The sequence below is a fragment of the Xanthobacter dioxanivorans genome, assembly GCF_016807805.1.
GTDB classification, from domain to species: Bacteria; Pseudomonadota; Alphaproteobacteria; order Rhizobiales; family Xanthobacteraceae; genus Xanthobacter; species Xanthobacter dioxanivorans.
This window is the reverse complement of the sequence record NZ_CP063362.1, coordinates 262,395-287,159: the sequence shown is the minus strand read 5'-3', so window position 1 is coordinate 287,159 and position 24,765 is coordinate 262,395. Positions and strand designations below refer to the sequence as shown.

At 69.5% G+C, this 24,765-nt stretch carries 26 protein-coding genes; 9 read left to right on the top strand and 17 right to left on the bottom strand.

Annotation, left to right across the window (positions count from 1 at the left end):
• Positions 1 to 344 precede the first annotated feature (344 nt).
• Entirely contained in the window at positions 345 to 659 is a 315-nt protein-coding gene (locus EZH22_RS01395) for a hypothetical protein (protein WP_203194043.1), read from the bottom strand.
• A gap of 55 nt (positions 660 to 714) precedes the next feature.
• Here EZH22_RS01395 and EZH22_RS01390 point away from each other — a divergent pair, with 55 nt between their 5' ends.
• Complete coding sequence (locus EZH22_RS01390) at positions 715 to 897, top strand: hypothetical protein (RefSeq protein WP_203194042.1); 183 nt, start codon at positions 715 to 717, stop codon at positions 895 to 897.
• Positions 898 to 956: 59 nt separating this feature from the next.
• Here EZH22_RS01390 and EZH22_RS01385 read toward each other — a convergent pair whose 3' ends face one another.
• Positions 957 to 1,154: a DUF2735 domain-containing protein gene (locus EZH22_RS01385; protein WP_203194041.1), complete on the bottom strand. Its 198-nt coding sequence runs from the start codon at positions 1,152 to 1,154 to the stop codon at positions 957 to 959.
• A gap of 512 nt (positions 1,155 to 1,666) precedes the next feature.
• On the opposite strand from EZH22_RS01385, the gene EZH22_RS01380 reads away from it, so the two are divergent.
• Both EZH22_RS01380 and tam read left to right on the top strand, forming a co-directional pair.
• The gene (locus EZH22_RS01380; protein ID WP_203194040.1) at positions 1,667 to 2,701 is read left to right on the top strand and encodes a glutamine synthetase beta-grasp domain-containing protein; all 1,035 of its coding nucleotides are present in this window, start codon (positions 1,667 to 1,669) and stop codon (positions 2,699 to 2,701) included.
• 518 nt (positions 2,702 to 3,219) lie between these two features.
• Positions 3,220 to 3,993, top strand: coding sequence for a trans-aconitate 2-methyltransferase (gene tam / locus EZH22_RS01375; protein WP_203194039.1), 774 nt, complete (start codon positions 3,220 to 3,222; stop codon positions 3,991 to 3,993).
• Positions 3,994 to 4,031: 38 nt separating this feature from the next.
• On the opposite strand, the gene EZH22_RS01370 is transcribed toward tam, so the two are convergent.
• The 8 genes from EZH22_RS01370 to EZH22_RS01335 form a co-directional block, all read right to left on the bottom strand.
• Positions 4,032 to 4,832 (bottom strand): MetQ/NlpA family ABC transporter substrate-binding protein, encoded by an 801-nt coding sequence (locus EZH22_RS01370; protein WP_231711253.1) that lies wholly within the window; start codon positions 4,830 to 4,832, stop codon positions 4,032 to 4,034.
• Positions 4,833 to 4,874: 42 nt separating this feature from the next.
• Positions 4,875 to 5,483 carry a methionine ABC transporter permease gene (locus EZH22_RS01365; RefSeq protein ID WP_408647757.1) on the bottom strand — a complete coding sequence of 203 codons (609 nt, stop codon included), beginning with the start codon at positions 5,481 to 5,483 and terminating at the stop codon, positions 4,875 to 4,877.
• 70 nt (positions 5,484 to 5,553) lie between these two features.
• Entirely contained in the window at positions 5,554 to 6,663 is a 1,110-nt protein-coding gene (locus EZH22_RS01360) for a methionine ABC transporter ATP-binding protein (RefSeq protein ID WP_203194038.1), read from the bottom strand.
• A 296-nt stretch (positions 6,664 to 6,959) separates the two neighbouring features.
• Positions 6,960 to 7,523 carry a TetR/AcrR family transcriptional regulator gene (locus tag EZH22_RS01355; protein ID WP_203194037.1) on the bottom strand — a complete coding sequence of 188 codons (564 nt, stop codon included), beginning with the start codon at positions 7,521 to 7,523 and terminating at the stop codon, positions 6,960 to 6,962.
• Positions 7,523 to 7,990, bottom strand: coding sequence for a nuclear transport factor 2 family protein (locus EZH22_RS01350; RefSeq protein WP_203194036.1), 468 nt, complete (start codon positions 7,988 to 7,990; stop codon positions 7,523 to 7,525). Before EZH22_RS01350 ends, EZH22_RS01355 begins: the two co-directional genes overlap by 1 nt.
• Positions 7,991 to 8,089: 99 nt before the next feature.
• Complete coding sequence (locus EZH22_RS01345) at positions 8,090 to 11,233, bottom strand: efflux RND transporter permease subunit (protein WP_203194035.1); 3,144 nt, start codon at positions 11,231 to 11,233, stop codon at positions 8,090 to 8,092.
• Positions 11,233 to 12,453 carry an efflux RND transporter periplasmic adaptor subunit gene (locus EZH22_RS01340; RefSeq protein WP_231711252.1) on the bottom strand — a complete coding sequence of 407 codons (1,221 nt, stop codon included), beginning with the start codon at positions 12,451 to 12,453 and terminating at the stop codon, positions 11,233 to 11,235. The genes EZH22_RS01345 and EZH22_RS01340 overlap by 1 nt, the downstream gene beginning before the upstream one ends.
• A gap of 110 nt (positions 12,454 to 12,563) precedes the next feature.
• Positions 12,564 to 13,226: a TetR/AcrR family transcriptional regulator gene (locus tag EZH22_RS01335; RefSeq protein ID WP_203194033.1), complete on the bottom strand. Its 663-nt coding sequence runs from the start codon at positions 13,224 to 13,226 to the stop codon at positions 12,564 to 12,566.
• A gap of 321 nt (positions 13,227 to 13,547) precedes the next feature.
• On the opposite strand from EZH22_RS01335, the gene EZH22_RS01330 reads away from it, so the two are divergent.
• Both EZH22_RS01330 and EZH22_RS01325 read left to right on the top strand, forming a co-directional pair.
• Positions 13,548 to 14,003: a DUF3574 domain-containing protein gene (locus EZH22_RS01330; RefSeq protein ID WP_203194032.1), complete on the top strand. Its 456-nt coding sequence runs from the start codon at positions 13,548 to 13,550 to the stop codon at positions 14,001 to 14,003.
• Between the two features lie 68 nt (positions 14,004 to 14,071).
• A complete protein-coding gene (locus EZH22_RS01325; protein ID WP_203194031.1) occupies positions 14,072 to 14,785 on the top strand; it encodes a sulfate transporter family protein in 714 nt (237 codons plus the stop codon).
• 43 nt (positions 14,786 to 14,828) lie between these two features.
• Here the strand turns inward: EZH22_RS01325 and EZH22_RS01320 are convergent, their stop codons facing one another.
• The 3 genes from EZH22_RS01320 to EZH22_RS01310 all read right to left on the bottom strand — a co-directional run bounded on the left by EZH22_RS01320 (position 14,829) and on the right by EZH22_RS01310 (position 17,735).
• Entirely contained in the window at positions 14,829 to 16,175 is a 1,347-nt protein-coding gene (locus EZH22_RS01320) for an ABC1 kinase family protein (RefSeq protein ID WP_203194030.1), read from the bottom strand.
• Between the two features lie 30 nt (positions 16,176 to 16,205).
• A complete protein-coding gene (locus tag EZH22_RS01315) occupies positions 16,206 to 16,703 on the bottom strand; it encodes a DUF6790 family protein (RefSeq protein ID WP_203194029.1) in 498 nt (165 codons plus the stop codon).
• Positions 16,704 to 16,859: 156 nt separating this feature from the next.
• Positions 16,860 to 17,735: a LysR substrate-binding domain-containing protein gene (locus EZH22_RS01310; protein ID WP_203194028.1), complete on the bottom strand. Its 876-nt coding sequence runs from the start codon at positions 17,733 to 17,735 to the stop codon at positions 16,860 to 16,862.
• 99 nt (positions 17,736 to 17,834) lie between these two features.
• On the opposite strand from EZH22_RS01310, the gene EZH22_RS01305 reads away from it, so the two are divergent.
• Positions 17,835 to 18,242 carry a tautomerase family protein gene (locus EZH22_RS01305; protein WP_203194027.1) on the top strand — a complete coding sequence of 136 codons (408 nt, stop codon included), beginning with the start codon at positions 17,835 to 17,837 and terminating at the stop codon, positions 18,240 to 18,242.
• Positions 18,243 to 18,324: 82 nt separating this feature from the next.
• Here EZH22_RS01305 and EZH22_RS01300 read toward each other — a convergent pair whose 3' ends face one another.
• The gene (locus tag EZH22_RS01300) at positions 18,325 to 19,002 is read right to left on the bottom strand and encodes a DsbA family protein (RefSeq protein ID WP_231711251.1); all 678 of its coding nucleotides are present in this window, start codon (positions 19,000 to 19,002) and stop codon (positions 18,325 to 18,327) included.
• Between the two features lie 222 nt (positions 19,003 to 19,224).
• The gene (locus EZH22_RS01295) at positions 19,225 to 19,779 is read right to left on the bottom strand and encodes a DUF721 domain-containing protein (protein WP_203194025.1); all 555 of its coding nucleotides are present in this window, start codon (positions 19,777 to 19,779) and stop codon (positions 19,225 to 19,227) included.
• Between the two features lie 9 nt (positions 19,780 to 19,788).
• Here EZH22_RS01295 and mutY point away from each other — a divergent pair, with 9 nt between their 5' ends.
• Positions 19,789 to 20,889 (top strand): A/G-specific adenine glycosylase, encoded by a 1,101-nt coding sequence (gene mutY / locus EZH22_RS01290; protein ID WP_203194024.1) that lies wholly within the window; start codon positions 19,789 to 19,791, stop codon positions 20,887 to 20,889.
• 73 nt (positions 20,890 to 20,962) lie between these two features.
• On the opposite strand, the gene EZH22_RS01285 is transcribed toward mutY, so the two are convergent.
• On the bottom strand, positions 20,963 to 22,249 hold the full coding sequence (locus EZH22_RS01285; protein WP_269902903.1) for a site-specific DNA-methyltransferase: 1,287 nt from the start codon (positions 22,247 to 22,249) through the stop codon (positions 20,963 to 20,965).
• Between the two features lie 94 nt (positions 22,250 to 22,343).
• On the opposite strand from EZH22_RS01285, the gene EZH22_RS01280 reads away from it, so the two are divergent.
• Positions 22,344 to 22,598, top strand: coding sequence for a hypothetical protein (locus tag EZH22_RS01280; RefSeq protein WP_203194023.1), 255 nt, complete (start codon positions 22,344 to 22,346; stop codon positions 22,596 to 22,598).
• A 75-nt stretch (positions 22,599 to 22,673) separates the two neighbouring features.
• On the opposite strand, the gene EZH22_RS01275 is transcribed toward EZH22_RS01280, so the two are convergent.
• Positions 22,674 to 23,591 (bottom strand): NAD(P)-dependent oxidoreductase, encoded by a 918-nt coding sequence (locus tag EZH22_RS01275; RefSeq protein WP_231711250.1) that lies wholly within the window; start codon positions 23,589 to 23,591, stop codon positions 22,674 to 22,676.
• 106 nt (positions 23,592 to 23,697) lie between these two features.
• Between EZH22_RS01275 and EZH22_RS01270 the strand changes: the two genes are divergently transcribed.
• Positions 23,698 to 24,765, top strand: coding sequence for a LacI family DNA-binding transcriptional regulator (locus EZH22_RS01270; protein WP_203194021.1), 1,068 nt, complete (start codon positions 23,698 to 23,700; stop codon positions 24,763 to 24,765).

Genomic DNA, 24,765 nt, shown 5'->3' with positions numbered 1-24,765 from the left:
TTCCTCCCGAGCCACGTTGCGCCCCGCTCTTGCGGCGGACGTCCCTGGACGCTGGCTTTCCCGTCACGCTGGCATTCTTGCGGCCCGGGGGTCAACCGGGCGACGCCGCGAGCAATCGGGGGGCGGGGGGAGCGCGGGGGCGGGGGCGGGGGAGCGCAGGGGAGGGGGAACGCCGGGGCGGCGATGCCGCCCCGGCCGGTGGATGCGCCGGAAATCCGGGCGCGCCGCCGCGCGGCCGGGGCGGCGGAGCGCGAAGCCGCCGCCGAAGTCCCCGATTCCAATGGCGCGAATCCAGAACCCGCGCCCGCGAGCCGTCGCAGATCGAGGACGCGCGGGCGCCGATCCTACAGGCTCACATAGATGAACTTCTCGCCGGCGAGCGCCGGATAATTGGCCCGAAGCGCGGTGGCGAGCTTGCCGACCAGGGTCTTGTCCCCCGCCGCCGAGGGACCGACGAAGTCGGTTCCCGACATCCAGGTCTCGAAATGGCAGTGCAGGCCCTCGTCATAGTCCGCGCCGGTGGGGTTGGCGGTCTTGTCGGCGAGCGTCGCGATGCCGTCCTTCGACACTTCCAGCCGCCAGTCGCGGTCGTCCACCACCGAGCCGATGAGCCCGGCGAGGTCCGCATCGGTCCAATCGCCCTTGAGATCGAGAGCCATGTCGCATTTCCTACCGGTGAATCCGTCCGCGGCAGGCAGAGGCAAGAAGCGGTCCATGGCAGTGGAGCGGGGCGGGGCCGCTTCGTTCCTGCGGGCCTTCGTTCCTGCGCGCGATTCCACGCGCGAGGGCCGCCGCCATCCGCCGGGGCTCCGGGAAACCGGAGGGCGCGCGAGCCGCAGGTCTTTGGCCTGGTGGATCATCATTCAGAACCGGATGGAGGCCATCCGGTTCGGTTGATCGCGTTCGGTGCCGGGGTGACCGCGCGGCCCGTTCCGGTGAACGGGCCGCGCGGCATCTCAGCGGCGCCGGGGCCGATCGTCCGCCTTTACCGCTTCTTCGTGATACCAGCTGCTGCCGATGGCGGCGTGGGCGGCGCCGACCGCCGCGAGCTCGGCCGCCCATTTCGCCTCTTTGGCGGGCATGCCGAACGTCGCGCCATTCTTCACCGGGAAGATATAGATTTTCGCCGTCTCAGGCTTCTGGTTCGCAGTCATCACTTAAACTCCGGTCGATGAGCCTCCTGGGCACCATCCATTGGGCCGTTCATAGCAGATTTTATTTTCCAGATATACATCAGATGCCCAAAAAATTAGTTGTAAGCCTAATTTATGGGCACATATAAATTGAGGTCAGAACCGCGATTTATTTGCACGCGCAGCGCATGGCCCGGGTGCGTCTTTCGCAGTGCAGCGAGGCGCTGCTGAACCAAGCACCCGTGGCGCGCAATTGTTCCGCTGGCGCCCGCTTCGGTGGAATTTATTCACGCGGAGTCCAGATACTGCCTATGTAATAAGCGCGGCGCCCAAGGGTAAGGCCTAATCATGATGCATAGATAGGCGCAGGGCCCCCTTGCGCGGCGCCGCAACCCCGACTCCGGCGTTGGCCGGCCGGGCGGCACGCTCCTTGCTTGTAGTCTCGCGGCCCTTCGCGGCCGGTGGATTCTTCACGGCCGGACGCTCATTCACGAGTTCCAAAAACCCACGTCATCGGCTTATGAGAGACTGCAATGCCAAAGTTTAAACTCGAGTACATCTGGCTCGACGGCTACACGCCGGTCCCGAACCTGCGTGGCAAGACGCAGATCAAGGAATACGACGTGTTCCCGAGCGTCGAGGAACTGCCGCTGTGGGGCTTCGATGGCAGCTCCACCATGCAGGCCGAGGGGCGCAGCTCCGATTGCGTGCTGAAGCCGGTCGCGGTCTATCCCGACCCGGCCCGCACCGACGGCGCCCTCGTCATGTGCGAAGTCATGATGCCCGACGGCGTCACGCCGCACCCGACCAACAAGCGCGCCACCATCCTTGACGATGCCGGCGCCTGGTTCGGCTTCGAGCAGGAATACTTCTTCTACAAGGACGGCCGCCCGCTCGGCTTCCCGGAGCACGGCTATCCCGCGCCCCAGGGCCCGTATTATACCGGCGTCGGCTACAAGAATGTCGGCAACATCGCCCGCCAGATCGTCGAGGAGCACCTCGACCTCTGCCTGGCGGCCGGCATCAACCACGAAGGCATCAACGCGGAAGTCGCGAAGGGCCAGTGGGAATTCCAGATCTTCGGCAAGGGCTCCAAGAAGGCGGCTGACGAAGTCTGGATGGCGCGCTACCTGCTCCTGCGCCTCACCGAGAAGTATGGCGTGGACATCGAGTTCCACTGCAAGCCGCTCGGCGACACCGACTGGAACGGCTCGGGCATGCACGCCAACTTCTCCACGTCCTTCATGCGCGAAGTGGGCGGCAAGGCCTATTTCGAAGCGCTGATGGCGGCGTTCGAGGCCAACCTCGACGACCACATCGCGGTCTACGGCCCGGACAACCACATGCGCCTCACCGGCAAGCATGAGACCGCGCCGTGGAACCGGTTCAGCTACGGCGTGGCCGACCGCGGGGCTTCCATCCGCGTTCCCCACTCCTTCATCAAGAACGACTACAAGGGCTATCTCGAGGATCGCCGCCCCAATTCCATGGGCGACCCCTACCAGATCGCTTCGCAGATCCTGAAGACCATCGCGTCGGTCTCCACCGACGTCTCGGCCGCGGCCTGATCACCCATCGTCGCGGCGCGGGTTTCCCGCGCCGCGACCCCTTCCGGCCGGCTCCTGCCGCCTTCGCTGCTTTTCTTTCCTCGATTTCCTCGCTCTTCCTCGCCGTCCGGGTGGATCAGCCGCGCACGGCTGTCGCATGCCCGCTGCGCGCCGGCATCCGCGCCGCGGCGTGGACGGACCGCCGGCTTCCGGCACGAATACGGCCCGGAACAGCCCTGCCTGAAACACCTCTGCCTGAAACACCTCTGCATGGAACGGGAGTGCGCCGAAGGCGCTGGCGTGTCCGGCCTTGCCCGGAGCTGTTCCGCCGGCGCGGGCGGTCTCGCCCCGGCGCAGGCCGGCGCCGGTTCTCAAGCTCCGGCACGGGCTGCGCCGCCGGACCGTGGGCCGCCCTCCGCGCAGCGTTTTTGCCAAATGCATGCCCCGGCGCCGGTGCGCGGGCGCGGCGGCTCGTGTAATGCTCGGCCGTCCCTTCGCCCGCCCGCCGCCGAAGGGCCGCCGCCCAGGGAGCGCCGTTCATGCCGGCCGATTGGAATGCCAGCCAGTATCTGAAGTTCGAGGATGAGCGCACCCGCCCGTCGCGGGACCTGCTGGCGCAGGTGCCGCGCACGGACGCGGCCTTCGTGGTGGATCTCGGCTGCGGGCCGGGCAATTCCACCGAGCTGCTGGCGGCGCGCTTCCCGGCCGCCGAGGTGCTCGGCCTCGACACCTCGCCGGACATGCTGGCCGCCGCCCGCACGCGCCTGCCGCAGGCGCGGTTCGAGCTGGCCGACGCCTCCACCTTCACCCTGCCGAAGCCGGCGGACCTCATCTTCGCCAATGCGGTGCTGCAATGGGTGCCGGAGCATGCGGCGCTGCTGCCGCGCCTTCTCTCCCTGCTCGCCCCCGGCGGCGTGCTGGCGGTGCAGATGCCCGACAATCTGGACGAGCCCTCCCATGTGGCCATGCGCGAAACCGCCATGGCCGGCCCCTGGGCGGAGAAGCTTGAGCGGGCGACGCGGGCCCGCACCATGCTGCCCGCGCCCGGCGCCTATTACGACATGCTGGCGCCCCATGCGGGCCGGGTGGACATCTGGCACACCATCTACAACCATCCGCTGGACGGCGTGGCCGCCATCGTGGAATGGGTGAAGGGCACGGGCCTGCGCCCCTTCGTCGATCCGCTGGAGGGGGACGAGCGCGTCCAGTTCCTGGAGGAATATGCCGCCCGCCTGGTCGATCCCTATCCGCCGCGGGTGGATGGCAAGGTGCTGCTGGCCTTCCCGCGCCTGTTCATGGTGGCGGTGAGGTGAGGGGGCAGGCGAGGTGAGAGGGCCTGCCCCGCACCGGCTCACCAGCTCGGCAGCACCGCGCCCTTGAAGGTCTCCAGGATGAAGGCCTTGGTCTCGGGGGACTGGTAGGTCTCGACGAAGGTCTTCACCCAGGGCTTGTCCTTGTCCTCGGCGCGCACGGCGATGATGTTCACGTACGGGCCCTTGGGGTCCTCGCGCAGGATAGGGTCCTTCACCGGGTCGAGGCCGGCTTCCTTGGCATAGTTGGTGTTGATGCCGGCGGCGGCGAGATCCGGCAGGGAGCGCGGCAGCTGGGCGGCGTCGATCTCCACGAACTTCAGTTTCTTCGGGTTCTCGACCACGTCCACCACCGAGGCCTTCACCCCGACCCCGTCCTTCAGCTTGATGATGCCCTTGTCGGCCAGCAGCAGGAGAACGCGCCCGCCATTGGTCGGATCGTTCGGAATACCGATCGAGGCGCCGGCGGGAATGGCGTCGAAGCTCTTGAACTTTTGCGAGTAGATCCCGATGGGGAAGTTCACGGTGAGGCCCACGGGCACGATCTTGTAACCGCGGTCCTTGATCTGGTTGTCGAGATAGGGCTGGTGCTGGAACGAGTTCGCCTGCAGGTCGCCGGAGGCCAAGGCGGCGTTCGGCACCACATAGTCGGAGAACTCCATCACCTTGATGTCGAGGCCCTTCTTGGCCGCCTCGTCCTTCACCTTCTCGAGGATCTGGGCGTGCGGGCCGGGGGTGACGCCGACCTTGATGGTCTCGGCGCTCGCCGCCGGGATCAGGCCGGCGGCCAGCGCCAGGCCGAGAATGCCGGCCTTGATGCCGGCTTTGGCGAGGGCTTTCATGGGGAAGTCTCCTTGAACCTGAAGAGCGCGAGAGTGTGAGGCTCAGCCGCGGCTGCGCTTGTCGAGGCGGCGGGCGATGAGGTCGCCCAGCGTCTGCACGCTTTGCACCAGAAGGATGAGCACGATGACCACCGCCGCCATCACCTCGGGCATGAAGCGCTGGTAGCCGAAGCGGATGCCCAGGTCGCCGAGACCGCCGCCGCCCACCGCGCCCACCATGGCCGAGTAGCCGAGCAGCGACACCGCAGCGAGGGTGAGGGCGAGTGTGATGGCCGGCAGCGCCTCCGGCAGCAGCACCTTGGCGACGATCTGCAGGGGGCTCGCCCCCATGGCCCGCGCCGCCTCCACCAGCCCCTGGTCCACCTCGCGGATCGCCGCCTCGATGAGGCGGGCGATGAACGGCGCCGCAGCCACCGTCAGGGGTACGATGGCGGCGTTGGTGCCGATGGAGGTGCCGGCCACCAGCCGGGTGAAGGGGATGATGGCCACCACCAGGATGATGAAGGGGGTGGAGCGTGCCGCATTCACCACCAGGCCGAGGACCTGGTTGGCGAGGGGGGCGGCAAACAGCTCGCCCTTGCGGCTGGTGGCGAGGAAGACGCCCAGCGGCAACCCGACGATCGTCCCGACGATGCCCGACACCGCCACCATGTAGAGGGTCTGCCGGGTGGCGTCGATGATCAGGTCGACGATGGCCGGTGGCAAAAGGCCGAAGCTGAGGTCAAACATAGCCGAGCACCTCCGCCGAAAGATGAAGCCGTTCCACCGCATTGGTCACGGCGGCGACGGTGGCGTCGTCGCCCGGGATGGAGACGACGATGACGCCGAAGGGCGCTCCCGCGATCTCGTCCACCTGGGCCTGGATGATGTTGACGTCCACCGACAGGAGGCGCGACACACGCGACAAAACGGGGTCCGTCGCATGCGAGCCGGTGAAGACGATGCGCAGCACCGCCTGGCGTCCGTTCCCCGGCTCCCGGGTCAGCCGGTCCGCCACCTGCGGCGGCAGGCTCTGGCCGGTGAGGGCGGACAGGAAGGAGCGGGTGGTGGGATGCTGCGGGCGGGCGAAGACGTCGTAGGTCGCGCCCTCCTCGACGATGCGCCCGCCATCGATCACCGCCACCCGGTCGGCCACCGCCTTGATCACCGTCATCTCGTGGGTGATGAGCAGCACGGTGAGGTTGAGCTCGGCGTTCACCTTGCGCAGCAGGGCGAGGATCTGGTTGGTGGTCTCGGGATCGAGGGCGGAGGTGGCCTCGTCGGACAGCAGCACGCGGGGGCGGGTGGCGAGCGCCCGGGCGATGCCGACGCGCTGCTTCTGCCCGCCGGAGAGCTCGGCCGGATAGCGGTCGCGCTTGTCGGAGAGGCCGACGAGGTCGAGCAGGGGCTCCACCCGCGCCTTGATCTCGCGCGCGGGAACGCCGGCGATTTCCAGAGGCAGCGCCACGTTCTGGAACGCCGTGCGGCGGGCCAGCAGGTTGAAATGCTGAAAGATCATGCCGATGGAGCGCCGCTCCTTGCGCAGCGCCGTCTCGTCCAGCGCGCCCATGTCCACCCCGTCCACGGTGATGCGGCCGGAGGTAGGCTTCTCCAGCCCGTTGACGAGGCGGATGAGCGTGGACTTGCCGGCGCCCGAGCGCCCGATCACGCCGAGGATGGCGCCCTCCGGCACGTCGAGGGAGATGTCGGAGAGGGCGGCGACCTGCGCGTTGCTCTGGCGCGCCGGATAGGTCTTGGCCACCTTCTCGAAGCGGATGATCGGCCGCGCGGTGGCGGCAAGGGGGGAGGGGGCGTCCAAGGCGTTCGCCGATAAGGTCAGTGGGGCGTTCACGGGTGGCTCCGGGCGTGTCGCCTGTTCGCCAGACCGGATCGCATTATGCCTCAAAACGAGGGCGAGGGCAGTCCGGGAAAATCGGCGAGGGGCGCGGTTCAGGGACGACGTGGCGGCTTCGAACCTGCTCGACCTTGATAAGGCTCAGGTTCGGCGACGTTCTGGCTGGTCTCAGCGACACATCATCATAGCGGCGGCCCGTCCGTTCTGGGGCAGTGATGGGGCCAATATCGTTCGTTTAAACGAACGCGTCAAGACCAATTAATATGATCAATTTAGTTCTATATGTGGCGGTTTCAACCCGGCGCCAGCAGCCTGTGCTCCAGCCGCGCCAGGGCGCGGGTGAAGACGCCGGTGTCGTCGAGGGCCCGGGCGAGGACCAGGGCGCCCTGGATGGCGAGCACCGCATCTTCCGCCCGGCCGCGCGCCGTGTCCGGGTCGAGCCCGGCGCGGCCCAACGCCTGTGCCAGCGCGTCCCGCCAGCGGGCGAAATAGCCGAGGACGGCGTCCGAGAACCGGTCGCGCACCTCGCCGAGGGCGAACACGCCGACGAGGCACACCCGGCGGCCGGAGCGGAAATAGGCGTCCACCTGCGCCAGCATGTCCCGCACGCCGGCGGCCGCATCGGCGCCGGTGCGCAGGGGGGCGTAGACGTGGGTCTCGAACCAGCCGTCGATCTCGGCCAGCACGGCCGCCGCCATCTCCTCCTTCCCGCCCGGGAAGAAATGATAGAGGCTGCCCTTGCCGAGCCCCGTGCGGGCGGTGATGTGGGCGAGGCTCGCCCCCTCGAAGCCGTGCTCGCGGAACACCTCGCCCAGAGCGGGCAGGATGTCCGAGCGCTCCGCCACCGTCTTGGCCATCACATCCCCAGTTCGGTGAGCCCCGGATGGTCCGCCGGCCGCGGACCCAGGGGCCACAGGAAGCGGCGGTCGGCCGCGCGGATCGCCACGTCGTTGATGGAGGCCTCCCGCCGGCGCATCAGGCCGTCCGCGTCGAACTCCCACTGCTCGTTGCCGTAGGAGCGGTACCACGCCCCGTCCGTGTCGTGCCACTCATACTGGAAGCGCACCGCGATGCGGTTCTCGTGGAGGCCCCACACTTCCTTGATCAGCCGGTAATCCAGTTCCTTGCGCCACTTGGCGGTGAGGAAGGCGACGATGGCGGGGCGCCCGGTGAGGAATTCGGAGCGGTTCCGCCAGTGGCTGTCGGGCGTGTAGGCCAAAGACACGCGTTCGGGATCGCGCGTGTTCCAGGCGTCCTCCGCCATGCGCGCCTTGCGCGCAGCGGTCTCCATGGTGAAGGGGGGAAGCGGCGGACGCTGTGTCATGGGTGTTCCTGTCTGTACCAATCAGTCAATAATTTACCGATTGGTACAGATCGGGTTCCAAGTCAAGCGGGACGGGATCTCTCCCGCCCGGCTGAAGGCTCATTCGGCGGCGCGCGGCAGGCCCGGCGCGTGGGACGGAGCGGCGTGCCCATGGTCGCCGGGCTCGTCCTTGCCGCCGATGAAGCGGCCGAGGAGGCGCCCGAGAATATGGCTCACGTCGTCCATCACCGAGAACACCGCCGGCACGAACACCAGCGACAGCACGGTGGAGGTCAGCAGGCCGCCGATGACCGCGATGGCCATGGGCGCGCGGAAGGCGCCGCCTTCCCCCAGGGCCGCCGCCGAGGGCACCATGCCCGCCACCATGGCGATGGTGGTCATGACGATGGGCTGGGCGCGCTTGCGACCGGCCTCGATGAGGGCGGTGAAGCGGTCCACGCCCTGGTGCATGGCCTCGATGGCGAAGTCCACCAGCAGGATGGCGTTCTTGGTGACGATGCCCATGAGCATCAGGAAGCCGATGACCACGGGCATGGACACCGAATGCCCGGTGATGAGCAGCGCGATGAAGGCGCCGCCCACGCACAAAGGCAGCGACACCAGGATGGTGATGGGCTGCAAAAGGTCGTGGAACAGCAGCACCAGCACCGCCAGCACCAGCATGAGCCCGGCCGCCATGGCCATGGCGAAGCCGGAGAACACCTCCTCCATGATCTCCGCGTCGCCAGCCTCCTTCAGGGTGACGCCGGCCGGCAGGTTCTGCGCGCTGGGCAACGCCTTGACCTTGGCGAGGGCATCGCCCAGCGGCGCCTCGCCCACGAGGTCGGCCTCCACCGCGATGCGCCGGGCCCGGTCGTAGCGGTCCAGCGCGGTCGGGCCCTTGCCGAAGCGCACGTCCGCCACCGCGGAGAGCGGCACGGCCCCGCCGGCGGCGGTGGGCACCTTCAGGGCGTCGAAGGTGGAGAGGTTGGTGCGGGCCTTCTCGTCCAGCTGCACGCGGATGTCGATCTGCCGGTCCTTGGCCGAGAACTTGGCGAGGTTGGCGGAGATGTCGCCGATGGTGGCGATGCGCACCGTCTCGGCGATGGTGTCCACCGAGACGCCGAGCTGCGCCGCCTCGTCGAGCTTGGGCACGATGCGGATCTCGGGCCGGTCGAGGGCGGCGGAGGAGACCACGTTGGCGAGCTCCGGCAGCTTGGCGCGGATCTCCTTCTCCAGCGCCACCGCCGCGCCTTCCACCGCCGCCCCGTCATTGCCGGAGAGGACCACCTGGAAGCCGCGCTGGGTGTTCTGCCCGTTCTGGCTCCAGGAGAAGCGCATGTCCGGAAGGCTCGCGAGGGTCCGGGAGAACTGCGTCTCGAAGGTCTTCTGGTCCATGTCGCGCTCGGCGCGTGGCTTCAGGTTGATGACGATCTGCGCCTTGCGGATCTCGCCCGCGGTGAGGGAGAGGCCGCCCGATCCGCCGGAACCGGCGGTGGCGTACACGCTCTTCACCTCCGGCAGCTTGAGAAGGGTGCGGGTGATCTCGTCCGACACCTTCTGCGTCTCCGCCAGCGTCGTGCCCGGTGGCAGCTCCACCGACAGGAGGGCGCGGGAGATGTCGTTGGCCGGCAGGAAGCCCGACGGCAGCAGCGTGGACAGCCAGATGGTGCCGGCGAAGATGGCAAGGCCCATGCCGATGGTGGCGAAGCGGTGCCGCACCGACCAGGAGAGCAGGCGCACATAGCCGCGCATCACCGGCCCGTCGCCGGCTTCCCGGTGGCCGGTATCGCGCATGAAATAGGCCGCGACCAAAGGCGTGATGAGGCGGGCCACCGCGAGCGAGAACAGCACGGCGATGGCGACCGTCAGGCCGAACTGCTTGAAATACTGCCCGGCGATGCCGCCCATGAAGGAGACCGGCGCGAACACGGCGGCGATGGTCAGGGTGGTGGCCACCACCGCGAGGCCGATCTCGTCCGCCGCCTCGATGGCCGCGCGGTAGGGCGACTTGCCCATGCGCATGTGGCGGACGATGTTCTCGATCTCCACGATGGCGTCGTCCACCAGGATGCCGGTGACGAGGGTGATCGCGAGCAGGCTCACCGCGTTCAGCGAGAAGCCGAGCATGTCCATCACCCAGAAGGTGGGCAGGATGGACAAGGGGATGGCCAGCGCCGTGATGAGGGTGGCCCTGAAGTCCCGCAGGAACAGGAACACCACGATCACCGCGAGGATCGCGCCCTCCACCAGCGTGTGCATGGCGGATTCGTAGTCCGACTTGGTGAAGCGGACCGTGGTGTCGATCTCGGTGATGGTCACGTCGGGATGGGCGGCCTTGAGCTTCTCCAGCTCCGCCGTGACCCGGTCATAGACGGTCACGTCCGAGAAGCCCTTGGCGCGATAGACGCCGAAGGCGACCACGCTCTTGCCGTCGAGCCGGGCGAAGACCCGCTGCTCCGCCGCCCCGTCGACCACCCGGCCGAGGTCGCCGAGGCGCACCGACCGCCCGTTGGAAAGCACGATCCGGGTCTCGGCGAGGGCCTCCACCGAGGCGGCACCCGCCAGGGTGCGGATGGACTGCTCCTGGGTGCCCACCTCGCCGCGGCCGCCGGACACGTCGAGATTGGTGGCGCGCAGCTGCCGGCTCACCTCGGCGGCGGTGATGCCGAGGGCCATCAGCCGGTCGGGATCGAGGGAGATGCGGATCTCGCGATCGACGCCGCCCTGCCGCTTCACCTGCGCCACGCCGCGGATGCCCTGGAGCGCGCGGGCGAGGGTGTCGTCCACGAACCAGCTCATCTCCTCCGCGCTCATGTTGGGCGAGGAGACGGCATAGGTGACGATGGGCAGGCCCTCGATATCCACCCGCTGCACCTGCGGCTCGTCGATGGAGCGCGGAAGGTCCTGGCGGATCTTGGTCACCGCGTCGCGGGTGTCGTTCACGGCGCGGTCCACCAGCGTCTCCAGGTGGAACTCCACCGTCGTGACGCTCGTGCCCTCGGAGATGGAGGAGGTGATGTGCTTCACCCCGGCGACGCCGGCGATGGCGTTCTCCACCTTCTTGGTCACCTGGGTCTCGAGCTCGCTGGGCGCCGCGCCGGCCTGGGTGACGGTGACCATGACGATGGGCACGTCCACGTTCGGCATCTGCGTCACGGGGAGCGAGCGGAAATGCACGATGCCGAGCACCGTGAGGATGAAGAAGAAGACGAGGGAGGGGACGGGCCGGCGGATGGCCCAGGCGGAGACGTTGAGGGCCATCAGCGCACCTCGCCGACCGACACCGGGGCGGTGACCGCGGTCACCCGGTCGCCGTCGCGGAGGAAGCTGCCGGCGCGGGCGACCACGGCGTCGTCGGCCGAAAGGCCATCGACCACCAGGACGCGCCCGCTCTTCTTGAGGCCGGGGAGAACCCGCCGCACCCCGACGAGACCGTCGGTCACCGTCAGCACATAGGCGCCGTCCGCGTCGAACATGACGGCGGACTGGGGCACGCTCAGCCCCTTCACCTCGCCCAGCGTGATCACCGCGCGGCCGTAGGAGCCCGACTTGAGGCGCGAGTCGTCCGGCAGGGCGATCTCGGCCTTGCCGAGGCGGGATGCGCGATCCACCTCGGCGGAGACGAGGCGCACCTTGCCTTCGATGGGGGCGTCGAAACCGGCGGGGGTGACCTGGGCCACGAGGCCCTCCTTCATGCGCGGCATGGCGCCCTCGGGCACCTCGGCCTCGAGGTCCATGGCGCCGTTCTGCGCGATGCGGAATAGCGGGGAGGAGCGGGTGGACAGCGCGATGGCGCCGAGCCGCGCCTCGCGGGAGAGGATGAGGCCGGCGGCGGGGGCGCGCACGTCGGTGCGCTTCAGCTTCACCTCGATCTCGTCGCGCTGGGCCTGCACGAACACCGCCTCCGCCTCCGCGGCGACGAGGGTCTCGCGGGCTGCGGCCACCTGCGCGGTGGCCACCTTCACGCCGCGCTCGCGTTCGTCGAGCTGCTCCTGGGAGGAGGTTCCGGTCTTGCGCAGCTGGCGGGTGCGCTCCACGGCGGAGGTCGCCTCGGTCTCCTGCGCCAGCGCCTGGTCGAGGGCGGCGCGCTGCTGGGCGATGGCGGCGCGCGCCTTGGCGGCCGACGCGGTGTTCTGGGCGAGCTGGGTCTCCAGCACCTCGCGGGAAAGGCGGGCGAGCACCTGCCCCTTCTCGACGCGGTCGCCCGCCTCCACCAGGATCTCCATCAGCCGGTAGCCCTCGATCTCGGGGCCCACCTCGATCTCCTCGCGCGGCTTCAGCGTGCCGGTGACGAGGAGGGTGTCGCTCAGGGTGTCGGGCCGGGGCGCGACGACGGTCACCGTCAGGGCCGGCGCGGCCTTCGCCGGCGCCGTCTCGGCGGCCGCCGCCACCGGCCCGAGGGCCAGGGTCGATGCCAGCAGGGCCGCCGCCAGCAGGGCGGACGGCGCGGCACGAAGGGCGAAACGGACGGGGCCAGGCATGATGACGCAAACCTCGATGCAAAACGGCGCGGGACGGTGACCGCGGACCGCGGCTTTCCCGTGACGGAGCGGAAGAACGCTGGTGAAAGCGTGGCGGTGCAGCATGGATGTCACACCTCGGGCGCGCGCCGGGGCGCGAGCATGCGTCGCACCAGCGCCTCGAAGGCAGGCAGGCGCCCCTCCAGGCCCCAGTTCGGGTGGAGCTGGTGGTGGAGGACGACGCCATCGCCGATGATCTGCAGCAGCATCACCACCGATTCGAGATCGAGGCCGGGATCGATCTCGCCGCGGGTGACGGCTTCCGCCAGGGCCGCCTTCAGCTGGGCGCGGCCCTCCTCCTCGTGCGGTTCCACCGCGGCGCGAAGGTCGGCGTTGCGGATGGCCTCGGCCATGATCTCCGGACCGAGCTGGGCGGTGGGAAGCGACTCTTCCGCCAGCATCTGCCGCATGCAGTCGGTCAGCGCCGCGAGGATGGAGGGGGCCTTGGCCACGGCGTCGAAGAAGGCCAGCCGTTCCGCCCGCTCGCTCTCCACGATGGCGGCGATGATGGATTCCTTGGAGGGGAAGTAGCGGTAGAGCGCCCCCGGGCTCATGCCGGCCTCGGCGCAGATCTTCTGCATGGAGGCGCCATGGAAGCCGTCGCGGGCGAAGCATGCCATGGCCGCGTCGAGGATGCGCTGGCGCTGCCCCGCCCGCCGGTCGGGCCCGGTGCGGGATGCGTCCGCGGGCCCGGACTTCGATGTCCGGGCGGATGCCAGGGGGAAGGACGTCACGCGGCGTGGTCCGTCTGGATTCGAGAGCGAATGTTCGTTCGCATTATCCCGAATGGCGGCCTGACGCAAGAGCGAACATTCGTTCGCGACTTTCGGGCGCGCCGCCCTGCGTTTGCGCCCGAAAGCTGGCCGGGCGCCGCGCATTCCACGGCCGTCGCCCCTTGCAACGCGCGCGGTGCCAGCTTCAATCGGCGAATGGGAGCGCTTTCGCGATTCGCCGACGCGGGGGAAGGCCCCAGTCGCCTGTCGCGACGCGCCGTCGTCCCGCCAACCGGTCCTCGATTCGCTCGAAAGCGCCCTGACCGTCCGCCCGGAGCCCCCATGCCGCAGGCCGCGCGTTCCATTCCGTTCCGGCTGCTCGTCGCCGCGGCGCTCGCGGTGCTCGTCGCCCTGCCGGCTGCCCGTGCGGAAGAGGCGGCACCCGCCGTGCTGAAGCCGGGGACGAGCGTGGTGATGATCGAGACCAAGCTGCTGTTCGGGCTCGCCAGCGCCGACGGCAGCGGGGTGAGCGAGCAGGAATGGACGCGTTTCCTCGCCGAGGAGGTGACCTCCCGCTTCCCCGACGGCCTCACCGTGGTCGCCGCCTACGGGCAGGTGAAGGGCGAGGCCCACGGCACGGCGCAGGTGGTGCAGGAGAACATGCGCCTCGTCCTCATCTACCATCCGGACACGCCCGATGCCGCCCGGCGCCTGGACGAAATCCGCCGCCTCTATTCCGAGCGCTTCCACCAGTGGGGCGTGCTGCAGGTGACCAACGCCGTCCGCGTCACCCTGTGAGCCCGTCCCCTTGAGGCGCGCGGCGCGGCATCCTACCTGTCGCTCACGCCCAACCTGTGGACAGTGCCATGCTCGCGGCTGCTTACGACGCCCTTCGCCAGACCTTCTCGCCCCTGCTGCGCGGGGTGCTGCTCAAGTCCATGGCGCTCGCGCTGCTGCTGCTGGTGGTGCTCGCCATCGGCCTGGAGGCGGCGCTCGCGCATTTCGTCGATGTGCCGTCCTATCCGTGGGTGGAGACGACGCTGGCCGTCGTCGCCGGCCTCGGCCTCGTCTTCGGCGTCGTCTACCTGATGCCGGCGGTCTCCTCCCTGGTGGCCGGCCTGTTCCTCGACGACGTGGCCGAGAAGGTGGAGCGGGCGAGCTATCCCGCCGATCCGCCGGGCCGGCCCCAGCCGGTGCTGCGCGCGCTGTTCTATTCGGTGCGCTTCTTCGGGCTGGTGCTGCTGGTGAACCTTGCGGCCCTGCTCCTGCTGCTGGTGCCGGGGGTCAACCTCATCGTCTTCTACGTGGCCAACGCCTATCTCATCAGCCGGGAATATTTCGAGCTCGCGGCCATGCGCTACCGCACGCCGGAAGAGGCCCGCCGGCTCCGGCAGGCGCATGCGGTCCAGGTGTTCCTCGCCGGGCTGCTGATCACGCCGATCCTGCTGGTGCCGGTGCTCAACCTGATCCTGCCGGTGTTCGGCACCGCCTTCATGGTGCATTTCCACCGCCGCATCGCGCCCCTGCCGGTGGCACGCGCGGCGGACGGCGGAATGGTGATCGAGGGCCGGCCGCTCTGACCGGTGATTCGCCCTCGCGCTTGTTGAAGGGAGCCGATCCGGCTCAGAGCCCCGCCGCCGCCAGCGCCGCGGACTGGCGAGCGGCCACCCCGTCCTGCGAGAAGTCGGCGACGGCCGCCTCGAACAGGCGGTGGAAGTTGAGCTCCGCCCTCAGGTGCAGGAACACCGCGCCAAGGCCGATCGCGGCCCGGTCCATGAACACGAACTCCCGCGGCACCGTCACCGGCCCCAATTGCTTCAGGGCGGTGTGGACGGTGAAGGCTTCCTTGCGCCCGTACTGGCCCGGCGCCACCCCGTCGGCGATGGTGCGGACCCGGTCATCCATGAGCGGGCCGTAGATGAAGCGCGCCCAGATGTTCAGAACGTCGATGAGCTCGCGCTTCAGTCCCTTGAAGCCCCAGGTCTCGTAGGCGTGCACCACGCGGGCCTCGTCGCCTTCCTTGAGGCCGCGATAAAGATCCATCACCCCGGCGACGAAGCGCGGCGGGAAGATGCGGATGCAGCCATAGTCGAGCAGGTTGATGCCGGCCGGCCGGCCCTGTTCGGAAAAGACCGTGTAGTTGCCGAGGTGGGGATCGCCGTGGATCACGCCGAAGCGGCTGAAGGGCATCCACCAGGCGGCGAACATGGCCCGCGCCAGGAGGTTGCGCTCTTCCAGCGGATGCTCGGTGAAGGTGAGGATCTTCTCGCCCTCCAGCCACTGGAGCGTCAGCAGGCGGCCGGTGGAGAGGTCGGCGCGCACCCGCGGCACCCGCACCCGTGGCTCTTCCTGGAGCATGAAGGCATAGAGCGCGGCGTGGCGCGCCTCGCGGTGGTAGTCCAGCTCCTCGCGGACCCGCTCGCCGATCTCGCGGGCGATCTCCCGCGTGTCGATGACGCCGTTCATGCGGCGGTGGATGGAGAACAGCACGTCGAGCTGGGCGAGGTCGGCCTCCACGGCCGCCTGCATGTCCGGATACTGGAGCTTGCAGGCCACCGCTTCCCCGTCGAGGGTCTCGGCCTTGTGCACCTGGCCGAGGGAGGCGGCGGCGGCCGGGGCATGCTCGAAGCGCGCGAAGCGGCTTTCCCAGTCGCGGCCCAGCTCCGCCATCATGCGCCGGCGCACGAAGGACCAGCCCATGGGCGGGGCGTCGCTCTGCAGCTTCTGCAGTTCGGCGGCATATTCGGGGGGCAGCACGTCGGGGACCGTGGCCATGAGCTGGGCCACCTTCATCAGCGGGCCTTTCAGCCCGCCGAGGGCGGACGCCAGCGCCGCGGCGTTGCCTCCGTCCCGGTCGAGCCCCATGAGGCGGGTCCCGGCGATGCGCGCGGCGACACCCCCCACATTGGCGCCGACGCGGGCATAGCGCGCCGCGCGGGCGGAAAAGCGGTTTCTCTCCTCGTCGACCATGCTGTTTCGCGCTCGCTGGATCCGCCTGTGCTACGCGGCGGGGCCCCGCGCGGATCGGTAGGTGAGGGCGAGGAGGATAAGCAGCAAAAGCGGCGTCAGCACGTCCGTGTAGAGGATGGGTCCCGCATTGCCTGCGGCAAGATTGCCGGTCTCGGCGATCTCCACCACATGGGTGATGGCCGCCCCGCCCAGGAAGCCGGCCGTGACCACCGCCACTCCGGCGCGGAAGCCCCAGTTCGGGTAAAACGCGGCGACGACGCCGGCGAGGCCGATGCCGAGGTTGGCCGCGCCCACCTCGGTCTGAAACGGGCTCGTCGCCCAGCCGATGGCGGCCGCCGAGCGGGCGGGGAAGACGATGTGGCCGAGCGCTCCCCACAGCCCCATGAGCCCCACGGGAAAGAGATTGAGGTAGCGCAGCAGGGCGTTCGCGGCGAGGTGCGGCGGGCGCGGCGCCGGCGCACGCAGGACGGCGACCGCCGTCAGCAGAATGACCGCCGCATAGGACAGGATGGGTACCCAGAAGACCATGCTTTCCCCCAATGGAAGCCGACCGGCCCAGGTTACCTTGGGCCAAGCGGATTCGACTATCCGCTTAAGAAGGGGGTGTCCGCCGATCGGATGGCGCCGCGCCGCGATCCGATCGTGGCCCGTGGGGCTCCGGAGCGAGAGGCGCGCAGGCCCGGGTCACGCGACGGCGTAGAGCGGATGCTCGCGCCGCAATTCCTCGACCAGGATCTCTTCCACCTTCACCAGCGCCGGCAGCCGCGCGCCGGGGCGGCCGTAGAGCATCAGCTCCATGTCCGGCAGCCGCGTGCCGTCGAGGTCCGCCACCACCGCGAGGTCGGGCCGCAGCGCCCGCGGCGAACGCACGGTGACGCCGATGCCGGCGCTCACCGCCGCCATGAGGCCGGGCAGGCTGGGGCTGGTGAAGGCGACGCGGAAGGCGCGGCCCGCCGCGGTGAGGGCAGAAAGCGCCGCGCTGCGGCAGACGCAGGGGTTCTCGAACATCACCAGCGGCACCGGCACGTCCCGCTCGAGCCGAAGCTGGCGCGCGGCGATCCAGACCATGGGCTCGCGCAGGAGGAGGATGGCCGGCAGGTCGGTCTCCGCGCGAAAGCCCACGGCGAGGTCGAGATCCTCCGCCCGCAGCTTGTTCAGCATGGTGGCGGTGGTGCACACGCGCACGGTGATGGGCGCCTGGGGGAAGCTCGCCGAGAGGCGGTGAAGAATGCGCCGCATCACGTCCTCGCCCACATCCTGCACGAAGCCGAGGCGCAGGGGCTGGGCGAAGGTGCCGTGCACGTGCTGGGTGAGCACCCGGTCGTTGAGGTCGAGCAGGCGGCGGGCATCCTCCAGGAAGGCGGCGCCGCGCGCGGTGGGCATCACCGCTCGGCCCCGCCGCTCCAGCACCGCGAAGCCCAGGGACTCGGCCAGCCGGTCCATCTGCAGGCTCACCGCCGACTGGCTGCGCCCCACCTTGCGCGCCGCGGCCGAAATGGAGCCGAGGTCGGCCACGGCCACGAAGGAGCGCAACAGGTCGAGATCGAGATTGCGGATCATATTATGAGCCTAGCAAATCTCTCGGATTTTAGAATTCAAATTTTCTCATGAGATGGACGGACGTAGGGTGAGGCTGTCGCCAACCCGACGGAGGCCGTCATGCCCCTTCTCGAAGTGAAGCTCTCCGGAGCCCCCGATGCCGCCCTCGCCGCCACGGTGGCGGCCACCCTCAACGAGCTGACCGCCCGCATCCTGCGCAAGGATCCCCGGGTGACGGCGGTGGCGGTCGCCTTCATCCCCGCCGAGCACTGGTTCGTGGGCGGGCAGGCGCTGGCGGCGAAAAAGCGCTCGTCCTTCTCCCTCGACATCCAGGTGGTGGACGGCACCAACACCAAGGATGAGAAGGCCGCCTACCTGGACGCGGTCTTCGCCGCCATGGCCACGCTGCTGCCCGACCTCGATCCGGAAAGCTACATCCTGGTGCGCGAGGTGAAGGCCGATGCCTATGGCTATGGCGGGCGCACCCAGGAGAGCCGCTACGTGGAGCGCAAGCTCAAGGCGGCCTGAAAGGGGCGGCGGCCGCGTCCCGAAACGAAAATGCCCGGCACGCGGCCGGGCATTCAGCGGTCTGGCTCCAGACGCGTGCGGCCTATTTGCCGGCGAGCAGCGGCTCCAGCTGCTTGTCCCACCAGTCGATCGGGAACGCGCCGGACTCCTTCTTGCCGTTGATGAAGAAGGTGGGCGTGGAATTCACCCCGAGCTGCGCGTTGCCGTAGAGGGCGCTCTCCTGCACCTTCTTCGCGAGGTCCTTGTCGGTCAGGCACTTCTCGAAGTCCGCCTGGCTCATGCCGGCCTGCCGGGCGATGGCGAGCAGGCCCTGATAGGGCTTGTCCGCCGGATCGCTGGCGCTGGTCTTCAGGAAGCTCATCTGCCGCTCGAACAGCACGGAGACCATGGGGTAGTATTTGTCATCCGGCATGCAGCGGGCGAGCATGAAGGCGGCCGTGGCCACCTCGTCGAATGGAAACTCGCGGAAGATGAACCGCACCTTGCCCGTGTCGATGTACTTCTTCTTCAGTTCCGGAAACGTCGTGGTGTGGAAGTGGGCGCAGTGGCTGCACGTCATGGAGGCGTATTCCACCACGGTCACCGGCGCGGTCGGGCTGCCTATGGCCCGCTCCGGCAGGGGGCTCGCCGCCGGCGCCATCAGCTTGACCTGATCCGCCGACTGCGCGCGGGCCGGCTCGAACGACAAAGGCAGGCCGAGCCCGGCGGCCAGGGCGGCAAGGCCGGCTCCGGCCAGGAAACGGCGGCGATCGAGAATCATGGTCATCTCCGGAAGGGCCGGCGCTGCGGGCGGGCGCGGGAGCGGAAGGGTCGCATCACCGGGATCGTCGCAGCATCGAACCGAGGCGCGTTCGAGGATGGGGGCGGCCCGCTTGCGCGCGCCAGGGCAATGTTTCGCGCTCTAGCATGTCGGGGATATGGCGGCAAACATCGCTCCGATCACAGCTTGGTCAGCACCGGTCCCGCTTGCGCGCCAGCGTTCTCACCCCGATTGGCCGCCCCGCTCGCGCCGCACCAGCGCGCCGAGCCGGGCAAGGGACGCGGCCAGCGCCTCGTCCTCGAACGGGCCGATCTCCCGGCGCATGGCGGCGACGCTTGTTCCATCCGGGGGCGGCGGAAGCGCGGGCCGGGCGTGGCGCTGGGGCACCGGCCCCTGGCGCAAGGCGAGCCGGCCGACGCAGCGCCAGCCGAAATAGGCGTTGATGCGCTCCACCACCACGCCGGCCGCATATTGCAGCTCGATGGCATAGGCGCCCTCCACCCGCACCACCAGGGTGGCGGCGGCGCCTTCCTCCTTCGGCCATTGCAGCTTCAGCGGGACGCAGCGCGGGGCGAGGTCCGGGCCGACGATCTCGTCCCAGTGGATCACCACCTCCACCACCGAGAAGCCGGCCTTGCCGCACAGCTCGCCGATGCCCGGCGCCACGAAGTCGGCGAGGGGACGGGGGCCGTTGGGCCGGCGGGGCTTGAAGGGGCGCGTCACGGAATGCTGGTCCAGGGCCTGCGGCCCCTTGTCCTCGGGCCTGAGCGCGGCCACCTTGGCCGCATGACATCCTCCCCCGCCGCCCGCCCCGCCGCAAGGGGCCCCGCGCCGGCCGCCGACGCCGGCGCCCGTCCTAATCCCGCCGCGCTGCTCGCCTGGTACGACCGCCACCGCCGCCGGCTGCCGTGGCGGGCGGAGCCGGGGAAGCGTTCCGACCCGTACCACGTCTTTCTGTCCGAGATCATGTTGCAGCAGACCACGGTGAAGGCGGTGGGGCCCTATTTCGGTGCCTTCCTCGCCCGCTGGCCCACGGTGTCGCATCTCTCCGCCGCGCCGCTGGAGGAGGTGCTCTCGGCCTGGGCCGGCCTCGGCTACTACGCCCGCGCCCGCAACCTGCACGCCTGCGCCAAGGCGGTGGTGGCGCGCCATGGCGGACGCTTTCCCAGGGACGAGGCGGCGCTGCTCGACCTGCCCGGCATCGGGCCGTATACGGCGGCGGCCATCGCCGCCATCGCCTTCGATGCGAAGGCCAGCCCGGTGGACGGCAACATCGAGCGCGTGGTCTCGCGCCTCTACGCCGTCGACACGCCGCTGCCCAAGGGCAAGGCCGCCATCAAGGCGCATGCGGCGGCGCTGACGCCGCATGCGCGGCCGGGGGATTTCGCCCAGGCGATGATGGATCTCGGCGCCACCATCTGCACGCCGAAATCCCCCGCCTGCTCCCTGTGCCCGTGGATGGCGCCGTGCGTGGCGCGGGCGCAGGGAGATCCCGCCCGCTATCCGGTGAAGGCGCCCAAGGGGGAGAAGCCCCGGCGGGAGGGCGTGGCCTTCCTCGCCGTGCGGGCCGACGGGGCGGTGCTTTTGCGCACCCGGCCGGACAAGGGGCTGCTGGCGAAGATGACGGAAGTGCCCTCGACCCCATGGGGCGGGAAACCGGAGCGCCCCGAGGACCACGCGCCGCTGGCCGCCGTCTGGCGGCCCCTGCCGGGGACGGTGGAGCACGTTTTCACCCATTTCGCGCTGACACTCGCCGTGCTGCGGGCGGACCTGCCGGCCGGCACGCCGGCGCCGGCGGACCACCGCTGGGTGCGGCCGCAAGCGTTCGATGCGGAAGCCCTGCCTTCCGTGATGCGCAAGGTGCTGGCGCACGGCCGGGTGGGCTGAGGGACGTCGGAGTTTCGCTCAGGTGCCGCGCGGGCTTGACCAGGGCCGGGCGGCGGGCGCGCCGGCTCTGGTCCTATTCCGCCGCGATGCCCATCTCGGCGCGCAGGCGGGCGCGCAGCGTATCGATGGGATGGCGGCGGCCTTCCTGCTCCACATGCCAGAAGGTCCAGCCGTTGCAGGCTTCAGCCCCCTGGGCGAGGGCACCCACGCGGTGGATGGAGCCCACGTTCTGCCCGCCCGAGAGGGCGATGGTGCCGTCCGCCCGCACCACGGCGCGGAAGCGGCCCTTGGCATCGGTCAGCTCGGCGCCGGGCGTCACGAAGCCGCGGTCCACCAGGGCGGAAAAGGCGACGCGCGGGGCCTCGCGCGCGCTGGGCGGGGCCAGGAGCGCATCCTCGTGGAGCGGCTCCACCGCATCGATGCGGGCGCGGGCGGCCTCGGCGTAGCTCTCTTCCCGCTCGATGCCGATGAAGGAGCGGCGCAGGCGCCTGGCCACGGCGCCGGTGGTTCCGGAGCCGAAGAAGGGGTCGAGCACCACGTCGCCGGGCCTGGTGGCCGACAGCAGGATGCGGGCGATCAGCGCCTCGGGCTTCTGCGTGGGATGCAGCTTGCGGCCGGCGCCGTCCTTCAGCCGCTCCTGGCCGGTGCACAGGGGAAACAGCCAGTCCGAGCGCATCTGCACGTCGTCGTTGCCGGCCTTGAGCGCCTCGTAGTTGAAGGTGTATTTCGCGTCCGCGCTGCGGGCGGCCCAGATCAGGGTCTCGTGGGCATTGGTGAAGCGCCGGCCCCGGAAGTTGGGCATGGGGTTGGCCTTGCGCCAGACGATGTCGTTGAGGATCCAGAAGCCCAGGTCCTGCATCATCGCGCCGACGCGGAAGATGTTGTGGTAGGAGCCGATGACGAAGAGGGTGCCGTTCGGCTTCAGCGCGCGGCGCGCGGCCAGCAGCCAGGCGCGGGTGAAGGCATCATAGGCCTGGAAGCTCTCGAACTGGTCCCAGGCGTCGTCCACCGCATCCACCCGGCTCTCGTCCGGCCGCTTCAGCTCGCCGCCGAGCTGGAGGTTGTAGGGGGGATCGGCGAAGACGAGGTCGGCGCAGCCGGCCGGCAAAGCCGACATCTCATGGACGCTGTCGCCGAGGAGGATCTGGTCGAGGGGCAGCTGCGGCGGAGCTTCCGGCGCGCCGGAAGCCGGCCGGCCGGACGCGGGGCGCCGGGCCGGCGCAGGCGCCGGGAGGGCGGCCTCGGGCACGAGGGCCGTCGCCGGAGCGATGGCCGCCAAGGGGGCGGATTCGGGATACTCAGGACGGACGCCGAACCGGCGCACCGGCCGCCCGGCCGCCCCCTTGGCCACACTACGCATGACGCAACCCTACGCAACGCTTACGCACGAGACGCAGAATGGCGGCAAGGGGTTAAGGGCGGGTGAAGGGGGAGGGGAGAGTTGACCGCGCCGAGTGCACCTGTTCGCGTCTTGCCCCGCGCTGCGTTGGCGCCGATCCCGCGCTTATGGTTATTATAAGATATATTACAACTTAGTGGTGGAGGTCATGATTTTTAAGCTTATTGAGAAAGAATGTGCCGGTCTGAATGTGATCGTATTAAAATACTATCACAATAAAATGCTCTCGAATTTCTATAAAATGGATTTCGGCGTCGACTGGGTGCCGCCGCCCTCATGCGACACCGACACCGGGCTGACACCGGGCTGACACCGGGCTGACACGCGGATGTCGGCCGACATGTCGGCCGGCGCAAGGAGCGCGCGTCGCCGCGTCCGCCTCAGCCTATTCCGCCGCCATGCGCTGGGGCACCGTGGGCACGCCGTTCATCTGCGCCACCACGTCGACGATCTGCGGCACGTTCTTGCCGCCGTTCCCGAGCCCCTCGGCGGCGGCGTAGATGTTCTTCACCGTGGCGCTGATGAAGGCCGCCGCACCGGTGTTGGTGGCGAGGTTGGTGACGTAGCGCATGTCCTTGTGGGCATTAGAGATGGCGAAGCGGTGAGCGTTCACGTCGCCGTCCAGCACGTAGCCCATGAAGGTCTGGTAGAAGCCGCAATCCATGCGTCCGCCGCGGATCACATGGTCGAACACCTGCGGCGTCACCCCGGCCTTGGCCGCCAGCGCCAGCGCCTCGGCATAGATGGCGCCGTAGCCGAGCGAGAGGAAGTTGTTGAGCAGCTTCATGGTGTGCCCCGCCCCCGGCGCGCCCACCCGCACGATGCGGCTGGCGAAGGCGGCGATGGCGGGCTCGATCACCGCGAAGGCGGCGTCGTCCGCCCCCACCATGGCGGACAGCGTGCCGTCTTCCGCCTGCACCGGCGTGCCGCCCAGGGGCGCGTCGCAGAAGAAGATGCCGCGCGCCGCGAGCTCGGCGGCCAGCGCCATGGTCAGCGTCGGCTCGGAGGTGGAGGTGTCCACGATGTGGAGGCCGGCCTTCGCCCTCTTCAGGATGCCGTTCTCGCCGCGCAGCAGCTCCTCCACTTGCGGCGCGCCGGTGACGCACAGGACGATGATGTCGCAGCTTTCGGCCATCTCGGCCGGCGACTTCGCCTCGGTGGCGCCCCGGGAGAGGAGGTCTTCCACCGGCACCCGGTTGCGATGGCCGAGGACGGTGAGGGGGAAGCCCTTGGCGAGGATGTTCTTCGCCATGCCGTGCCCCATCAGGCCGACCCCGATGAAGCCCACGCGCGCCTTGTTCATGACCGTCCCTCCCAGAACCGATTGCCGTTGGTCGATGGCGTTAAATCGTTTAGCATGAACCAAAGGACGGCGCGAGACGCGACAGATCCGGTTATAGGGAAGGCCCATGGACGAGACTTCTCCCGCTCAGGCCACCGCTTCCATCGGCAAGGTCACGCTTCAGGGCCTTGCCCGCGAGCTCGGATTGTCCACCGCCACCATCTCGCTCGCCTTGCGCGACAGCCCCATGGTGGCGGAGGCGACCAGGCTCAAGGTGCAGGAGGTGGCGCGCGCCCGCGGCTACGTGGCCAACCGCGGCGCCGCGGCCCTGCGCACCGCGCGCACCAATATCGTGGCCCTCGGCCTGCATGACATCGTCAACCCCTCCTTCACCGAGCTTCTGGCGGCGGTGGAGGATGCGCTTACCGCCGCCGGCAAGACGGTGCTGCTCGGGGTCAGCCAGGAGGATGTGGCGCGCCAGACGCGGACGCTGGGCACCCTCGCCGAATACCGGCCCGACGCCTTCCTCGTCTCCCCCGCCGCCCATACCACCGTCGCCGACCTGAAGGCCCTCGCCTCCACCGGCATCGCCGTGGTGCAGGTGACGCGGGAGATCGAGGGCTCCGGCTTCGATTTCGCCGGCTCGGACGATGTGGCGGGCGTGGCGCTCGGCGTGGCGCATCTGGTGGCGCTGGGCCATCGGCGCATCGGCATGATCGGCGGCTTTGCCGCCATCTCCACCGGCCGCAAGCGCCTTGCCGGATACAAGGCGGGCCTTGCGGCGGCCGGGCTGCCGCTGGACCCCGCGCTGATCATGGAAGGGCCGGGCCTGCGCGACGAAGGCCGCCGGGCCATGGCCCGGCTGCTGGCGCTGGAGGAGCCGCCCACCGCCGCGGTCTGCTTCAACGACCTGTCCGCCTTCGGTGCCCTCATGGAGCTTCAGGCGGCGGGGCTCCAGGCGGGGAGGGACTTCTCCCTCGTCGGCTACGACGATATTGCCGAGGCCAAGGTCTGGCACCCGCCGGTGACCACCGTGCACACCTTCATTCCCGAATATGGCCGCGCCGCCGCGAGCCTTGCCCTGAAGCGCATCGCCGACCCCGGCCGGCCGGTGGAACGGGTGGAGATGGCGCCGGAGCTGGTGGTGCGCGCCACCACCGCGCCGCCGGTGCCGGTGAAGCGGCGGCCTCTATGA

Coding starts and splice junctions, on each gene's coding strand:
- EZH22_RS01395 (WP_203194043.1), bottom strand. CDS start 659: ATGGCTCTCGATCTCAAGGGCGATTGGACCGATGCGGACCTCGCCGGG.
- tam (WP_203194039.1), top strand. CDS start 3,220: ATGCCGGCCGATTGGAATGCCAGCCAGTATCTGAAGTTCGAGGATGAG.
- EZH22_RS01385 (WP_203194041.1), bottom strand. CDS start 1,154: ATGACTGCGAACCAGAAGCCTGAGACGGCGAAAATCTATATCTTCCCG.
- EZH22_RS01390 (WP_203194042.1), top strand. CDS start 715: ATGGCAGTGGAGCGGGGCGGGGCCGCTTCGTTCCTGCGGGCCTTCGTT.
- EZH22_RS01315 (WP_203194029.1), bottom strand. CDS start 16,703: ATGGTCTTCTGGGTACCCATCCTGTCCTATGCGGCGGTCATTCTGCTG.
- EZH22_RS01300 (WP_231711251.1), bottom strand. CDS start 19,002: ATGATTCTCGATCGCCGCCGTTTCCTGGCCGGAGCCGGCCTTGCCGCC.
- EZH22_RS01345 (WP_203194035.1), bottom strand. CDS start 11,233: ATGGCCCTCAACGTCTCCGCCTGGGCCATCCGCCGGCCCGTCCCCTCC.
- EZH22_RS01355 (WP_203194037.1), bottom strand. CDS start 7,523: ATGGCCAAGACGGTGGCGGAGCGCTCGGACATCCTGCCCGCTCTGGGC.
- EZH22_RS01285 (WP_269902903.1), bottom strand. CDS start 22,249: ATGCGTAGTGTGGCCAAGGGGGCGGCCGGGCGGCCGGTGCGCCGGTTC.
- mutY (WP_203194024.1), top strand. CDS start 19,789: ATGACATCCTCCCCCGCCGCCCGCCCCGCCGCAAGGGGCCCCGCGCCG.
- EZH22_RS01325 (WP_203194031.1), top strand. CDS start 14,072: ATGCTCGCGGCTGCTTACGACGCCCTTCGCCAGACCTTCTCGCCCCTG.
- EZH22_RS01370 (WP_231711253.1), bottom strand. CDS start 4,832: ATGAAAGCCCTCGCCAAAGCCGGCATCAAGGCCGGCATTCTCGGCCTG.
- EZH22_RS01320 (WP_203194030.1), bottom strand. CDS start 16,175: ATGGTCGACGAGGAGAGAAACCGCTTTTCCGCCCGCGCGGCGCGCTAT.
- EZH22_RS01270 (WP_203194021.1), top strand. CDS start 23,698: ATGGACGAGACTTCTCCCGCTCAGGCCACCGCTTCCATCGGCAAGGTC.
- EZH22_RS01305 (WP_203194027.1), top strand. CDS start 17,835: ATGCCCCTTCTCGAAGTGAAGCTCTCCGGAGCCCCCGATGCCGCCCTC.
- EZH22_RS01380 (WP_203194040.1), top strand. CDS start 1,667: ATGCCAAAGTTTAAACTCGAGTACATCTGGCTCGACGGCTACACGCCG.
- EZH22_RS01330 (WP_203194032.1), top strand. CDS start 13,548: ATGCCGCAGGCCGCGCGTTCCATTCCGTTCCGGCTGCTCGTCGCCGCG.
- EZH22_RS01275 (WP_231711250.1), bottom strand. CDS start 23,591: ATGAACAAGGCGCGCGTGGGCTTCATCGGGGTCGGCCTGATGGGGCAC.
- EZH22_RS01310 (WP_203194028.1), bottom strand. CDS start 17,735: ATGATCCGCAATCTCGATCTCGACCTGTTGCGCTCCTTCGTGGCCGTG.
- EZH22_RS01340 (WP_231711252.1), bottom strand. CDS start 12,453: ATGCCTGGCCCCGTCCGTTTCGCCCTTCGTGCCGCGCCGTCCGCCCTG.
- EZH22_RS01350 (WP_203194036.1), bottom strand. CDS start 7,990: ATGACACAGCGTCCGCCGCTTCCCCCCTTCACCATGGAGACCGCTGCG.
- EZH22_RS01365 (WP_408647757.1), bottom strand. CDS start 5,483: ATGGTGGCGGTGTCGGGCATCGTCGGGACGATCGTCGGGTTGCCGCTG.